This is a genomic window from Streptomyces sp. NPDC001568, from assembly GCF_042893755.1.
GTDB lineage: Bacteria > Actinomycetota > Actinomycetes > Streptomycetales > Streptomycetaceae > Streptomyces.
Genome location: NZ_JBIAVF010000017.1, coordinates 39,133 through 53,831, shown reverse-complemented (window position 1 = coordinate 53,831; position 14,699 = coordinate 39,133). Strand labels below are relative to the sequence as shown.

At 71.0% G+C, this 14,699-nt stretch carries 10 protein-coding genes; 3 read left to right on the top strand and 7 right to left on the bottom strand.

Annotated elements, in window-relative coordinates; all coding sequences use genetic code 11:
• Positions 1–10 precede the first annotated feature (10 nt).
• Positions 11–2,041, top strand: coding sequence for a DNA helicase RecQ (recQ, locus tag ACFY0I_RS28405; protein ID WP_388901152.1), 2,031 nt, complete (start codon positions 11–13; stop codon positions 2,039–2,041).
• Between the two features lie 87 nt (positions 2,042–2,128).
• Here recQ and ACFY0I_RS28400 read toward each other — a convergent pair whose 3' ends face one another.
• From ACFY0I_RS28400 to ACFY0I_RS28390, 3 genes are all read right to left on the bottom strand, one after another.
• Entirely contained in the window at positions 2,129–3,595 is a 1,467-nt protein-coding gene (locus tag ACFY0I_RS28400; protein ID WP_388901151.1) for an amino acid permease, read from the bottom strand.
• A 402-nt stretch (positions 3,596–3,997) separates the two neighbouring features.
• A complete protein-coding gene (locus ACFY0I_RS28395; protein WP_388901149.1) occupies positions 3,998–5,644 on the bottom strand; it encodes an MFS transporter in 1,647 nt (548 codons plus the stop codon).
• Positions 5,645–5,769: 125 nt separating this feature from the next.
• Positions 5,770–6,042, bottom strand: coding sequence for a hypothetical protein (locus ACFY0I_RS28390; RefSeq protein WP_388901147.1), 273 nt, complete (start codon positions 6,040–6,042; stop codon positions 5,770–5,772).
• A 470-nt stretch (positions 6,043–6,512) separates the two neighbouring features.
• Here ACFY0I_RS28390 and ACFY0I_RS28385 point away from each other — a divergent pair, with 470 nt between their 5' ends.
• Entirely contained in the window at positions 6,513–7,049 is a 537-nt protein-coding gene (locus ACFY0I_RS28385) for a hypothetical protein (RefSeq protein ID WP_388901146.1), read from the top strand.
• 79 nt (positions 7,050–7,128) lie between these two features.
• Here ACFY0I_RS28385 and ACFY0I_RS28380 read toward each other — a convergent pair whose 3' ends face one another.
• Together ACFY0I_RS28380 and ACFY0I_RS28375 are read right to left on the bottom strand one after the other, a co-directional pair.
• The gene (locus ACFY0I_RS28380) at positions 7,129–8,751 is read right to left on the bottom strand and encodes an ABC-F family ATP-binding cassette domain-containing protein (RefSeq protein WP_388901144.1); all 1,623 of its coding nucleotides are present in this window, start codon (positions 8,749–8,751) and stop codon (positions 7,129–7,131) included.
• A 142-nt stretch (positions 8,752–8,893) separates the two neighbouring features.
• On the bottom strand, positions 8,894–9,214 hold the full coding sequence (locus ACFY0I_RS28375; RefSeq protein ID WP_388901142.1) for a hypothetical protein: 321 nt from the start codon (positions 9,212–9,214) through the stop codon (positions 8,894–8,896).
• A gap of 376 nt (positions 9,215–9,590) precedes the next feature.
• Between ACFY0I_RS28375 and ACFY0I_RS28370 the strand changes: the two genes are divergently transcribed.
• Entirely contained in the window at positions 9,591–12,302 is a 2,712-nt protein-coding gene (locus tag ACFY0I_RS28370; RefSeq protein ID WP_388901406.1) for an NACHT domain-containing protein, read from the top strand.
• On the opposite strand, the gene ACFY0I_RS28365 is transcribed toward ACFY0I_RS28370, so the two are convergent.
• Positions 12,287–12,493, bottom strand: a complete 207-nt coding sequence (locus ACFY0I_RS28365; RefSeq protein ID WP_388901141.1) for a cold shock domain-containing protein — start codon at positions 12,491–12,493, stop codon at positions 12,287–12,289. The genes ACFY0I_RS28370 and ACFY0I_RS28365 overlap by 16 nt on opposite strands.
• 242 nt (positions 12,494–12,735) lie before the next feature.
• Entirely contained in the window at positions 12,736–14,247 is a 1,512-nt protein-coding gene (locus ACFY0I_RS28360; RefSeq protein ID WP_388901139.1) for a DUF4246 domain-containing protein, read from the bottom strand.
• Positions 14,248–14,699: the final 452 nt, after the last annotated feature.

Here is a 14,699-nt window from a genome sequence, read left to right as displayed (position 1 = left end):
GGCTTCTCGGATGGCCCCTTCGGACCCTTCCCCCGAGACCTCGGACGCCCTGCAGGTACTGCACCGCGTCTTCGGATACAGCTCCTTCCGCGGCGAACAGCAGGAGATCATCGACCAGGTCGTCGGCGGTGGCGACGCCCTCGTGCTCATGCCGACCGGTGGCGGCAAGTCGCTCTGCTACCAGATCCCCGCACTGGTCAGAGACGGTACGGGCGTCGTGATCTCGCCGCTCATCGCGCTGATGCAGGACCAGGTGAACGCGCTCACCGCCCTCGGGGTCCGGGCCGGCTTCCTGAACTCCACGCAGGACCCGTACGAGCGCCAAGCCGTCGAGCGCGCCTTCCTCGCCGACGAGCTGGACCTGCTCTACCTGGCTCCGGAGCGGCTGCGCTCCGAGGGTACGCAGCGGCTCCTGGACCGGGGCAAGGTGTCGCTCTTCGCGATCGACGAGGCCCACTGCGTGGCCCAGTGGGGCCACGACTTCCGGCCCGACTACCTCGCGCTGTCCATGCTGCACGCCCGCTGGCCCAAGGTGCCGCGGATCGCGCTGACCGCGACGGCCACGGAGGCCACGCACGCCGAGATCGTGGCGCGGCTGGGGCTGGAGGAGGCCCGGCACTTCGTCGCCAGCTTCGACCGGCCGAACATCCAATACCGCATCGTCGGCAAGGACAACCCGCTCAAGCAACTGCTGGAGCTGATCCGGACCGAGCACGACGGGGATGCCGGAGTCGTCTACTGCCTCTCGCGCGCCTCGGTCGAGAAGACCGCCGCCTTCCTGGTGGAGCAGGGCATCGACGCCGTGGCGTACCACGCGGGCATGGACTCCCGCACGCGTGCGGAGAACCAGGCGCGCTTCCTGCGGGACGAGGGCGTCGTGGTGGTGGCCACCATCGCCTTCGGCATGGGCATCGACAAGCCGGACGTACGCTTCGTGGCCCACCTCGACCTGCCGAAATCCGTCGAGGGCTACTACCAGGAGACCGGCCGCGCGGGTCGCGACGGCGAGCCGGCGACGGCGTGGCTGGCGTACGGCCTCCAGGACGTGGTCCAGCAGCGCAAGCTCATCGAGGGCTCCGAGGGCGACGAGGCGCACCGCCGCTCGCTGGGCATGCACCTCGACGCGATGCTCGCGCTGTGCGAGACCGTCGACTGCCGCCGGACGCGGCTGCTCGCGTACTTCGGGCAGTCGGGCGAGGCGTGCGGCAACTGCGACACGTGCCTGACGCCGGCCGAGTCCTGGGACGGGACGGTCGCCGCGCAGAAGCTGCTGTCGACGGTGTGGAGGCTGGCGAAGGAACGCCGTCAGAAGTTCGGCGCGGGCCAGATCATCGACATCCTTCAGGGCAAGAAGACGGCCAAGGTCATCCAGTTCGACCACGACGGGCTCTCCGTCTTCGGCGTCGGCTCCGACCTGGGCACCGCCGAGTGGCGGGGCGTCGTCCGCCAGCTGTTGGCGCAGCGGCTGCTCGCGGTGGAGGGCGACTACGGCACGCTCGTGCTGACGGACGAGAGCGGCGAGGTCCTCGGCGGGCGCCGCAGCGTCTCGATGCGCAAGGAGAAGGCGGCCACCGCACCGTCCCGCAAGCAGTCCGGCTCGCGCTCGGGCAAGGGCGCCCGGGTGCCGGTCGACCTGCCGGCCGAGGCCGAGCCGATCTTCCTGGCCCTGCGCGCCTGGCGCGCCGAGACGGCCCGTGAGCAGGGCGTACCCGCGTACGTCGTCTTCCACGACGCGACGCTGCGGGAGATCGCGACGCGGCTCCCCGGCACGGTGGAGGAACTCGGCACCATCGGCGGCGTCGGTGAGGCCAAGCTCACCAAGTACGCCCAGGGCGTCCTCGACACCCTGGCGGAAGTCGCCGGCGGCGGCGGCGGTGCGGCCCCGGCCGCCCCCGCCAAGTCCCCGGCCCCGGCCGCCGCGGGGGTGGCGGGCGCCGCTGCCCCCGCCGCGTTCCTCGCGACGGAGGAACCGCCGTCCTCCGCGGACGAACCGCCCTTCGACCCCGAGGAGATCGACCCGCCCTGGGACGACTGGGAGTAGGGGCCCCCGGCCGGCCGGGGGGAGCGAACACGAACGGGTGCGTACCGGCCGGATGGGCCGGTACGCACCCGTCGCCGTGCGCGGGGGTCAGGAGCGGGTGCGCTCCGCCTCACGCTGGGTCGGGAGGTTCGCCCGCGCCGCGACCTGCGGGTTGCGGGACTTGAGCACCGCCCAGCCGATCGACAGGCAGAGCGCCCAGCCGGCGCCCACGTACAGGGAGACGCGGCTGTCGGGGTCGATGGCGATCAGCACGGTGACCATCAGCAGGAAGGCCACGGCGATCCAGCTGCACAGCGTGCCGCCCGGCGCGGGGAAGGAGGAGGCGGGCAGCCGGCCGGCGACCACCTCGCGGCGGTAGCGGATGTGGCTGACCAGGATCATCATCCAGGTCCAGATGCCCGCCGCGGTCGCGACCGACATCACGTACCCGAACGCCTTCTCCGGAACCACGTAGTTCAGGACCACGCCGATGCCCATGAGGGCGGCGGAGAGGGTGATCGCGACGGCCGGGGTTTTGGTGGAGCTCAGCCGGCCGAGCAGCTTGGGGGCCTCGGAGTTGGCGGCGAGGTCGCGCAGCATGCGGCCGGTGGAGTACATGCCGGAGTTGCAGGACGACAGGGCCGCGGTCAGGACCACGAAGTTGACGATCGCCGCGCCGGCGGGAATGCCGATCTTCGCGAAGGCCGCCACGAAGGGGCTGACCCCCGGCTCGAATTCGGTCCACTTCACGACCATCAGGATCACGCTGAGCGCGCCGACGTAGAAGACGATGATGCGCCACGGCAGGGTGTTGATCGCCTTGGGGAGCGTCTTCTCCGGGTTCTCGGACTCGCCCGCGGTGACGCCGACGAGCTCGACGGCCAGGTAGGCGAACATGACGCCCTGCAGGGTCATCAGGCTGGAGCCGACGCCCTTGGGGAAGATGCCGTCGAACGCCCAGAGGTTGGACACGGCGGCGGTGTCACCTGCGGCGCTGAACCCGAAGGTCACGACGCCGATGCCGATCACGATCATGCCGATCAGAGCGGTGACCTTGACCATCGAGAACCAGAACTCGATTTCGCCGAAGATCTTCACCGAGATCAGGTTGGCGATGTACAGGACCACCAGGAAGACCAGGGCCGTCACCCATTGCGGGACGTCCGGGAACCAGTAGTGCACGTATATCGCCGCGGCCGTCAGCTCGGCCATGCCGGTGACCACCCACATGAGCCAGTACGTCCAGCCGGTCACGAACCCGAAGAACGGACCGAGGAACTCACGGGCGTACTCCGCGAACGAACCCGAGACGGGCCGGTACAGGAGCAGTTCGCCCAGTGCCCTCATGATGAAGAAGACGATGACGCCGGCGAGGGCGTACATGAGGATGAGACTGGGGCCGGCCTTGGCGATGTTCGCGCCGGCTCCGAGGAAGAGGCCGACGCCGATGGCGCCGCCGATGGCGATCATCTGGACCTGGCGGCTGCCGAGTCCTCGCTCGTAGCCCTCCTCGGGCGTACTGCCCGGGGTCGCGTCGTCGTCTCCGCGGTGCTGTTCAACCTGCGTCGAGGTCATGCTGTGGTGCGCCTTTCCGCTCCATGCCGAACCGCGCCGTCCTCGGCTGCGGATCGGATTCCGATCCCCCGGATGGTGATGGAGTTGCTGCCGGCGGTCGGCCGGCTCCAGCGCCTCTGCGCGGACGTGGGTGGTCCGGCAGACGGTCGTGAAGATGTACCACGGTGCTCGGCCGAAAACCGTGGTGTACATCACCGGCATAACGCCCATTGGGCTGTGATCAGGCCGAAAGGCCCTTGTGTGGTCACGTGATCGTTATCCGGATCTGAGGATCTGCTGAGCGAACACACGATGACATCGAGGCAATGCGTGTCATGCGTTTGCGCCGTGCGGCGCCGACCGATCACGCAGCGTGCGACCGGGCGCGCCGAGCACGACCGTCGGCGCCGTCACCGCAAGACGTCAGGGGGCGGTGGTCCCCGCGGGGCGGGACGTCGGCATCAGCAGCAGCCACAGCGGGATCGCGGCCAGCGCGAGCAGGCCCAGCCAGAACATCACCGAGGCGAAGCCCTCGGCGAGGCCGGCGGCCGTGGCCCGGTGGAAGACCTCGCGGACCGCCGGCCCCACCGGCTGCCCGGAGGGCAGGGCCGCGCCCGACAGCAGGCGGTCCGCGCCCGCGGCGCCCGGCCCCGGGACGCCCGCGTCCCTCAGGACCCCGGTCAGTCGGGCGGTGCCCCGCGTGAGGAACACGAGGGTGCCCGCGGAGACGGCCAGCGCGGCCGTCACGTACCGGACCACGTTGATGATGCCCGCGGCCTCGCCGGCCCGGCCGCCGTCCAGCGCCCGCAGCCCCGCCGCGGACGGCGCGGACAGGGTGATGCCCACGCCGGCCCCCAGGACCAGCGAGCCCGGCAGGACCGCCCCGTACCCGCTGTCGCCGCTCACGCCCGACAGCCACAGGGCCCCCGCACCGCTCAGCGCGATCCCCGCCGCGACGGGCCACCGGTAGCCCACCCGGTCACACAGCGGCCCGACACCCATCGACACCGCGAACACGCACGCCCCGTACGGCAGCAGGGCCAGGCTCGCCATCACCGCCGAGTAGCCCAGGGTGTCCGGGGACAGCGCGTACAGGTTGAAGAAGTACAGGAACCCGATGAGGAACAGCGTGTTCACGGCCGTCCCGATGCACGCGGCCACCAGCGGCGGTTCGCGGAGCAGCCCCAGGTGCAGCAGGGGGGCGGCCCGCCGCGACTCGACCCGTGCGAGCGCGCCCAGGCCCAGGGCCGCCACCACGAAGCAGCTGACGGTGGCCGGGGACGCCGCACCCCACGAGGGGATCTGTTGCAACGCGACCAGCAGGCCGGTCAGCCCCACCGACAGCAGCAGGACACCGGGCACGTCGAGGCCGCGCTCACCCGTGCCGCGCGGCAGCGACCGCAGCGCGAACACCGCGGCGAGGGCCACCAACAGCGCCCACCCGGTGCTGCTCCACCACAGCCACCGCCACGACGGGCCGTCGGTGAACACCCCGCCGATCAGCGGTCCGACGGCGAAGGCCAGCCCGGCGACGGCGCCCCACAGCCCCAGCGCCGCGCCCTGCCGCTCCCGAGGCCAGGCCAGCCGCAGCACCGCCATGGTCGACGGCATCAGCGCGGCAGCCCCGACGCCCTGCAGGACCCGGCCGGCGAGCAACACGCCCTCGCTGCCGCTCGCGGCGACGACCGCCGAACCGGCGGCGAAGACCAGGCTCCCCGTCACGACGGTGACCCGCTGCCCCACCATGTCGCCGAGCCGGCCGCCCGGTACGACGACCGCGGCGACGGCCAACATGTAGGCGCCGACGGCCCAACCGAGGGAGGCGGTGCCCACGCCCAGGTCCGCGGCCATCGCCCGCAACGCGGTGTTGATGCCGGTGGTGTTCACGCCCAGCAGGAACAGGGCCGCGCAGGACACCGCGGTCACCGCGGCGGGACGGGCGCGGGGTGCGGCGGGTGCGGCGGCCCTGCCACGGCCGTCCGGCCCGACGTCCCGCAGGGGTGCCGGTGCCGGGTACGGATGCGGTACGTGGAAGAGGGCCCCGCCCAGGACCCGCCTGATCGCGCTCACCCCGGGGACCGTACGCCACCGCCGCCGCGGCCCGGCGCCGACCGGGCCGTGTCGGGTACGGAGGATGCGGGCGAGCCGGGGCGAGGAGGGGAGAGCCGTCCCCCGACCCGGCCGGGGACGCCGTACTACCGGGGTGCCACGGCTCCCGAGTCGGGCGATCGCTGGAGCCCGGACGCGTCGACCGCCTCGAAGTCCGATCCCTTGATGTCCTTCAGCGCGTCAAGCTCGGAGTTGTTCCAGCCGGCGTGCTCCTCACCGGTGATGAACCAAGGCGAGCCGTTGTCCGCGACGACGGCGCCGTACGTCTTGAGGGCCTCGGCCACCGCCTTGGCCCGGGGGCCCATCTTCCAGGTGTCCACCGAGCCCTTGAGCCGCAGCCGCAACCCCATGGGAGGCAAGGGCGTGTCCGCCGCGGCGCCCGCCTGGTGCCGGGCGGGCCAGAGGCAACTCCGGTCCGAGCGCGGCACGGTGATCCGGATCGCGTGGCAGGCACGCGGCGACCGCGACGGCAGTGACGAGGGCGGTGCTCGCGGTTGACCCGGCCGTGCGCTTCATCGTGATCGATCGTCCTAGGTGGTCGTGTGCGGGCGCACGGATCCGAGGCGATGACGTCAGTCGTACCGAGGGCCAAGGACGACAGCGAGCCACCTCAGCGACAGAACGGGCCATATCGGCCTTACTCGTCCATGTTGACGCCGCAGTCGACCCACTTGTAAGGAAAGCGTGAAACTTTGGTCGGGGTCATGTCATGATATCGACCGCCCCGGCGTTCACCATCCCGAAGCCGTGGTGCGTGTCCCCGCCCCGCATCCGCATGCTCAGGCCCCCGTTTCGGCGGGGCCTTTCCCATGCCTCAGGAAAGGCGCTCATGGCCACCCCGCGCATCAAGAAGCGTCGCACCGGCGTCCTCACCGTCATAGCCGCCGCCGTCCTGGCGCTCGCGGCCTGCGAACCCGGTGCCTCCACCTCCACCACCGCGAGCAGCACCCCCCGCGTCACCGCGAGCGTGAGCCCCACCTCCGTCGACACCGCCGCCTCCACGCCCGAGCCCACCCTCGGCTCCACCCCGCCGGCGACCCCGTCGGCCGTTCCGTCGGCCGCCCCGACTCCGAGCGCGAAGCCCACCACGGCGAAGCCGACCCTCGCGCCCACCACCAAGGCTCCGGCCGCGGCCCCGCCGGCTCCCACCAAGTCCGCCCCCGCCCCGCCGGTGACGAAGGCGCCCCGGACCACGCCCCCCGCGCCGGTGCCCGCGGGCTGCCACCCGAAGTCCAATGCCGGCAACTGCTACAACGCCGGGCAGATCTGCCGCAAGGCCGACATCGGATCCTCCGGCATCGCCGGGAACGGCCGCAGGATCCACTGCCGCGACGACGACAGCGTCGGCCAGCGCTGGGGCTACTGATCCCGAGGGGGATCGACGCGCCCGATTCCGACGGCCCGACGCCCAACCTGTGAGCCCGACGTGCCCCACGGGGAAGGGCTCACCGGGGCCGGGCCACCCGACGTTCGTCCCACACCGGCTCCGCGGTTTCCCGGACCACGCCGTCCGAACCGAAGACCAGGTACCGGTCGAAGCTCCGCGCGAACCAGCGGTCGTGCGTGACCGCGAGGACCGTGCCCTCGTAGGTGTCCAGGCCCTCCTGGAGGGCCTGCGCCGACTCCAGGTCGAGGTTGTCGGTCGGCTCGTCCAGCAGGAGGGCGGTCGTACCGGCCAGCTCCAGGAGCAGGATCTGGAAGCGCGCCTGCTGGCCGCCGGAGAGCCTCTCGAAGGGCTGGTCGCCCTGGCGTTCCAGCTCGTACCGGCGCAGTACCGACATGGCACCGCCCCTGTCCCTGGCGTGCTCCGTCCACAGGATGTCGACGAGGGTGCGCCCGAGCAGTTCGGGGTGGGCGTGGGTCTGCGCGAAGTGGCCCGGCGCGACCCGGGCGCCCAGCTTCCACCGTCCGGAGTGCGCCACCGACGGATCCCCCGCGAGCAGCCGCAGGAAGTGGGACTTGCCGGAACCGTTCGATCCGAGGATCGCGACCCTCTCGCCGTAGAAGACCTCCAGCGAGAACGGCTTCATCAGCCCGGTCAGCTCGACGTCCTCACAGGTCACCGCCCGTACGCCGGTACGCCCGCCGCGCAGCCGCATCGTGATCTCCTGTTCGCGCGGGGGCTCCGGCGGCGGCCCGGCCTCCTCGAACTTCCGCAGCCGCGTCTGGGCCGCGTGATAGCGGGAGGCCATCACGTCGCTGCGCGACGCGTACTGCTGCATGTCCGCCACGAGCTTCTTCAGCTGGACGTGCTTCTCGTCCCAGCGGCGCCTCAACTCCTCGAATCGGGCGAAGCGTTCGCGGCGCCCCTCGTGGAAGGTGACGAAGCCGCCACCGTGCACCCACACGTCCGAGCCCGCGGGGCCCGGCTCCACCGCGACGATCTTCTGAGCGACCCGGGCGAGCAACTCCCGGTCGTGCGAGACGAACAGGACTGTCTTGCGGGTCTCCTTGAGCTTCTCCTCCAGCCAGCGCTTACCGGGCACGTCGAGGTAGTTGTCCGGCTCGTCGAGCAGCAGCACCTCGTCGGGGCCGCGCAGCAGCGCCTCCAGGACGAGCCGCTTCTGCTCGCCGCCGGACAGGGTCCGCACCTGCCGGAACCGGGCCTTCTCGTACGGCACGCCCAGCGCCGCCGTGGTGCACATGTCCCAGACGGTCTCCGCCTCGTACCCGCGCGCCTCCGCCCAGTCGCTGAGTGCCTGCGCGTACCTCATCTGCGCGTTCTCGTCGTCGACCGTCATGATCAGGTGCTCGGCCGCGTCCACGCGGGCCGCCGCCTCCCTGATGCGCGGTTGCGCGACGGAGACGAGCAGGTCGCGCACGGTCCGCTCGTCCCGTACGGATCCCACGAACTGCCGCATCACTCCGAGCCCGCCGCTGACGACGACCGTGCCGCCGTGCGGCTGGAGTTCGCCGGCGATCAGCCGCAGCAACGTCGTCTTGCCGGCGCCGTTGGCGCCGACCAGGGCGACCACGGCGCCCTCGCCGACGCGGAAGGACACGTCGCCGAGCAGCACCCGTCCGTCCGGCAGGTAGTACTGGAGGTGTCCCGCCTCAACATGTCCCATGTGACGGCATTCTTCGCACCCGCCGCACGATCGGCAACGCAATTCCCGCCCGCCCGGACCTTCGCGCGCGCACGGGCGGCCCGACGGACACCAGTGCGGTGGACCGGAGGGCCCCGCCACCTGCGGTCCACCGGAAGGCCCGTCACCTCGCATCCGGATCCCCGCCCCGGTCCGCATCCGTCCCGGTCTCCGATGCCGGTTCCGGGTCCGCCGCGACGCGGTCGCGCCTGACCTCCCGCAGGTACGCGAGGGCCTGCCTCCGGGGCACCTGGCCCAGGAGACGGTGCTCGTGGTGCCCGCGCCGGGCCTCGTTGCGCGCGTTCACCAGAGCCTCGGCCCGCAGGACCAGCAGGCCGGCGAAGGCCAGGCCGGCGACCACCCACCAGGGGGCGCGGGCCATTACGCCCAGCGATGCCGTCAACAGCCCGCCGAAGGGGGCGAGAAGGCGTGAGGGGGACGTCATGAGAACTCCTCCTGCGACATGGCGCGGATGGTGGCCCACGGACGTACGGGTTCGGCTGATCCGCCAACAAATCCTGTGAACCTGGCAGTTGGCCGTACACGCGCTGTCCCGATGGCCAAGATGAATGCTCGGGACGGGCCTGCCGGCCCCGTCGCCGACTGCGGCGCACGAGGCCGGCGGCGCCGACGAGTACGGTTCTACGCCCGCCGCACCCCGTCCGACCAGGGACATTCGACAGCCGTGAACGAGTGAACGCCGATGAACGGCCCGCGAACGAGGAGAACGGATGACATCGTCTGCCGGGTTTCGGCCACGGGGCCCCCAGCGTCCGGATCCGGCAGCGGCTCCGCCGGAGTTACGGCCCTGGGTGACGCTCATGGGCCGGGTCCACGACGAGCTGTACGAGGGGCTCGACCCGGCCGACCGGCCCACCGTGACGGCGCTCGCCGACGCGGCCCACCTCAGCCGGTCGTACGTCTCGGAGGCCTTCTCCGGCAAGCGGCGTCCGCAACTGGCCCCGTTCCTCTCCATGGTCACGGCGCTGCGCGGGGACCCGACCGAATGGGAACCCCGGTGGCACCGGGCGGCGGGCGAACAGGCGTCGGTGGCCGCCGGGGATCCGCCGGAGCCGGTTCCCCTCCTGCCCGGCGTCGCGGAGGCGTCCGCGGACGGGCCCGCGGACGGGCTCGCGGACGGGCTCGCGGGCGGCCCGCGGATCGCGGGAGGGGGCGTGGAGGTGGCCGGGGAGGCGGTTGTGGAGGAGGCCCCGGTACGGCTGCCTCCGCCCCCGGAGCCCGGTGCGGCGGACCACCCACACCCGCCGGGGGCCGACGGTCGCCTGCGCCGCTACCCGGTCCGTCGGTTCGTGCGGGCCCTCCTGGCCGGGGTTCTCCTCGCGTTCACCTGGCCCCGTAGGGCCCGCCGGGACAGCGCCGCGATACGCCTGCGCCACCGCCTGGTCAAACAGGTCCGCGACCGCACGGCCGTCGAGTGGGGGCGTGCCGAGACCCACCTCTATCTCCAGCCGAGGTTCACGATCCTCACCGCGGACCGGGGCGCCGGGCACGCGCGCGGCCGCAGGGGGAGGAGGGTCCGCCGGGCCGAGCCGGTGGCCGCCCCGACGCCGGTGACGAACATCCGCAAGCTCTTCGAGGACACCGACGACCTGGTGCTGCTGGGCCGGCCCGGCATGGGCAAGACCACCCAACTCGCCCGGCTCGCCCACCGACTGGCCGTCGAGGCGCTGGAGGGGCCCGCCGAGGCGGAGCCCCTCCACGTCCCCGTCCACCTGCGGTTGGACACGTACCGCGGTGAGCCCATCGAGGAGTGGCTGGTCACCGCGATGGGACGGCAGTACACGGGAGTCTCCGGGGTCCTGGTACGGACCTGGCTGAGCGAGCACCGGCTGCTTCCCGTACTGGACGGCCTGGACGAGGTACCGGAGGCGGACCGGGCCAAGTGCGTCGCGGAACTGCGGCGCCTGCGCCGGGTCTGCCCCGGCATGGCCGTCGGCTGCCGTACGGACGAGGCCGATCTGCGACGCCTCGCCTTCGACCTCGAGGCGTTGCGCTACGTGGAGATCCAGCCGCCGAGCCGGCAGGACGTCCAGGAGTTCCTGGCCGCGGACCGGCACGCCCTCCAGGACGTCCACGTCGCCCTGGAGGAGGACCCGGACCTCTGGCAGTTGCTCCGGTCCCCGATGATGCTCGGCTTCATCCGGGTCACGTACCGCAACAGGTCGGCCGACGATCTACGCCGCCCGGGCAGCCCGGCCGAGCGCCGCGGCCGGATCTTCGACGCGTACCTGCGCGAGTGCCTGTTGCGCGAGCGCCCCGGACCGGACGAGTCCGCGGAGCGGACGCTGGCCTGGCTGACCTGGCTCGCGCGGACCCTCACCGAGCGGCAGGAGCACGTGCTCTACCTGGACCGGCTCGACCTCGGCTGGTTGCCCCGCGAGGAGCAGAGGGGCCCGAGGTTCCTCCCGAATCTGGCCATGTCGCTCTGCGCGCTGGGAGTGCCCGTCCTGTGGGTGGCCGCTGCGGTGCACGCAGGGGTGCTGGAGGCGAGCGTCACCGGCGCCGCGATGCTCGCCTCCGTCATGGCGGTCACGTGCGTGGTGACGTCCTACCACTCGGAGGCGCGGTTCCTCAAGATCGAGCAAGCGGAGCGGGAGGGCGGGGGCGACGCGGCGGACGGGGGCCGGGGTCGGGGCCGGAACGGCAGGGAGAAACGGAACCCCAACCGGGGAGCCGTCGTCGTACCCGTCGCCATCAACATCCCCCTGATGTTCTTCATGGTGATCCTGATCGTCCAGGTGGCGCACGTGGACCTCACGGCGCCGGGACCGGTGGTGGTGGCGCTCGCGTACTTCTGGGTCACGGCCACGCAGATGGAAGGCTCCTTCACGGACGTCTTCCAGCCGGTGGAGCAGATGCGTTGGACCTGGCGGCTTCGCGAACGGAGTCCCTACTCCAAGGTCAAGTTCCACCTCGTGCGGGGTGCGTACAGCCTGTTCATGTGGGTGACCATCGAGGCCCTGCTCGGCTACGTCGTCCACCTGCTGTGCCCCGATCCGTGGTGGATCGGGGCGGCCGCCGCCGCACTGCTCGGCTTCGCCTACATCATCGGCAACCAGTTCGAGCCCTCGCTCCAGGACCGTCGCCCCCGCCCCAACGAGGGGATCCGCCGTACGTTCCGGTTCTCCGTCGTCCACGGCTTCGCCGGCCTGGCCGTGGCCGTCGTGGCCCTGATGGTGCTGATCGGCCTGGCCGCGCCGGAACACGACCTGCGCCGGGCCGGCTTCGTCGCCGCCCTGCTGGGCGTTCTGTTCGCGGTGGTGCGGGCGTTCCGCTACGGCGGTCTGGCCGTGCTGCGGCACTGGACGATCCGTGTGATCCTCGCCCACCGGGGCCGTACGCCGTACCGCTACCTGCGGTTCCTGCGGAGCGCGGAGGAACGGGTGCTGCTCTTCCGTACGGACAGCGGGTACTTCTTCCCGCACCGCCTGCTCCAGCTCCACCTGAACGCGGGGGCCGACGATCTGCTGGCCCGGGTCGGCCCTGGGGCCTCGGCTCAAGGGCGTATGTGACGGGCCACGAACCGTCCCTCGCCGAGCTCGAGGGTGAAGGACACCTGCTGGTCCACCGACAGGCTGCGGCAATCACCCTCGATGTCGTCGCGGTACACGCGGACGGGGGCCTCGCGTCCCACGGGGACGATCCAACCCGTGCCGGTGGCCCTGTCGTACCACTCGACGAAGCCGATGCACCGTTCGTCCATGGCGGTGATCCCTCCACCCCTGCGGAGCCCGGCCCTGGCCGGCCGGCCGATCTCCACTATGGGGCGGGGGATGCGAAGGCGCATCCCGACTTCTCGCGTCCAGCGAGCCGAGCCGAGGGCGCCTGACGGGCAAAAGCCCAGCTCAGGTGCCCTCGCACGGGTATCGGGAAGTGGCCGGGCGCCGGTCATGGAGCTCGGCTGTTCCGCTCCGGCCGGATCGCCCCCCTTCGGAGGGGCGGGGTTCAGTGTTCGCAGAGGGAGAATTCCCGCTCGTAGAGCTGCTCGTTGTGTTCGTCGACGAAGAACTTGCGTTCCCGCATGAGTTGTTCGCGGTAGTCCCGTGCCTGGTCGAGCGTCATGGTCGAGGTGTCGGCCCAGGGCTGTTGTGGCGGCACGTCGGAGGTCGAGACGATCGTTTCCGACGGGTCGACCAGGAAGAACGCGAGGATCTTTCGATGGCCCGGGCGGGTGGGGTCCGCGAGGCGGAACGGGCTGACGCGGTGCTGCAGGATGTTGGGGAACGCCAGGCAGCGGCCCGCCGGGGTCGACGCCGATCCCAGCAACTGGTTCAGCTCGTCCTCGTCCTCCAGCCCGTAGACCTCGCGCAGACCGTTGTCGTCGTTCTGTTCGTAGTGCGGGTCGTCGAGCGCGGCCCGGAAACCCAGCCGGCTCTCGGTGGTGTTCTCGCTGTCCCAGTAGTAGATGCCGGTCGACACGATCCGCTCGTTCAACATCCCCTCGACGTGCCAGGAACCACCGGCGTATTCGGGCTTGTCCGGGGTGAGCTGGATGGTGGCGAGCTTGACGATGACCTGGAGGCGGCGGCCGCGCAGGTCGACCCGGGCGGAGGCGTCGGGCAACGCGGGCGGGGTGAAGGCCGGTGCGTCCGGGACGACGGGGCGGCGGTTCTCCCACCAGTCGTCCTGGGCCTGTTCCCAGGCGCGACGGGCTTCCGCGTAGGCCGCGTCATCGACGTAGGAGGATTTGTTCGGACGTTCCGGCTCTGAGTCGTACCACCCATAAGGATCCGCGTCGATCCGCAGGGGCCGCGGATGACGCAGATCGGTGAGCACGTTCTCCCACAGCGGACGCATGCGCGCGAACAAGTCCGGCAGGAGGGAATTCAGTTCGCGGTGCTTCTCGGGGTGCACGTTGTTCACGTACGAACGGAAGGTGACGTCGCCGTCCGCACTGACGTCGACGTCGGTGGGCAGCCATTGGAACTTCTCCGAGAATTCGTACTTCGCATAGCGGTCCGTCGGGTTCCGCCAAGCCTGCTCGGGCGCCCCGCTCGCCTCTCTCACCAGGCAGAACAGTGAGGGGTGGACGAGATCCAGCACTTGGCCGTCGGATCCGGGATGCCAGTCCTTCTCCGCTTCGGGAACCTGTTCCAGAACCTGAACCGCCTCGCGCAACCGGGACCCGAGCTTCTCGTCGATCAACGTGTCCGACTGCCACACCCCGTCGACGGCGGACACCTCGATGCCGGTTCGCCCGTCCCGCAGCGCGGCGTAATGCGTGAGTTCGGCCAGCACGTAACGAACTTGCGACTCGGTGAGCCCCTGGGTGAGCGCTTCTCTCGTCCACCTGGCCACGATGTCTGCATCGTTCATCTTGTCGAACCACTGCGGCTTCGCCCGAATGTGAGCACTGCACTGCATCATTTCGATTTCCCGCAGCGTTCGGGGCGCGGCGAACGCTATGGAACGTGCGGTCTGAAAGGGCAGCGGGAAAGAGGGCGGCAGGCCGGTCACTTCTTTTTTCCTTCAAGTCGGTGTGCGGTGGCCGGAAGGATACGTCAGCGGACTGACATCGCAGTCGGTGTGCCGTCACCGGGTCGGTCCGGCGGCGGCACACCGGGACCCGTCACGGCCGGGCCGTACCCCTGTCGCACGTTCCCCTTCGGCCCGACGCCTCCCACCGGCAGGCCCTCTCGACCCGTCGACCCCGCGCGATTCCTGCATTTCGGGGCAGGTCGGCGCTTGCGCGAGGGCAGTGGAATGAAGCGATTGGCCTGAAATGTTCTGTTATGAAACTATTTCTCCGATGGCGCGAAAAATCCCCGATGGGGTGGATTTCGGCTTTGCTGTGCAATCGACGGATTTCGCGCAAAGATCCCGTGAGGGGATCTTGACTGCTCGCCGGGGGGGAAGTTACGTTGAAGATACAGTTAAGTGGTAAAGCAACTGCAAAGCAAATCGGGGGA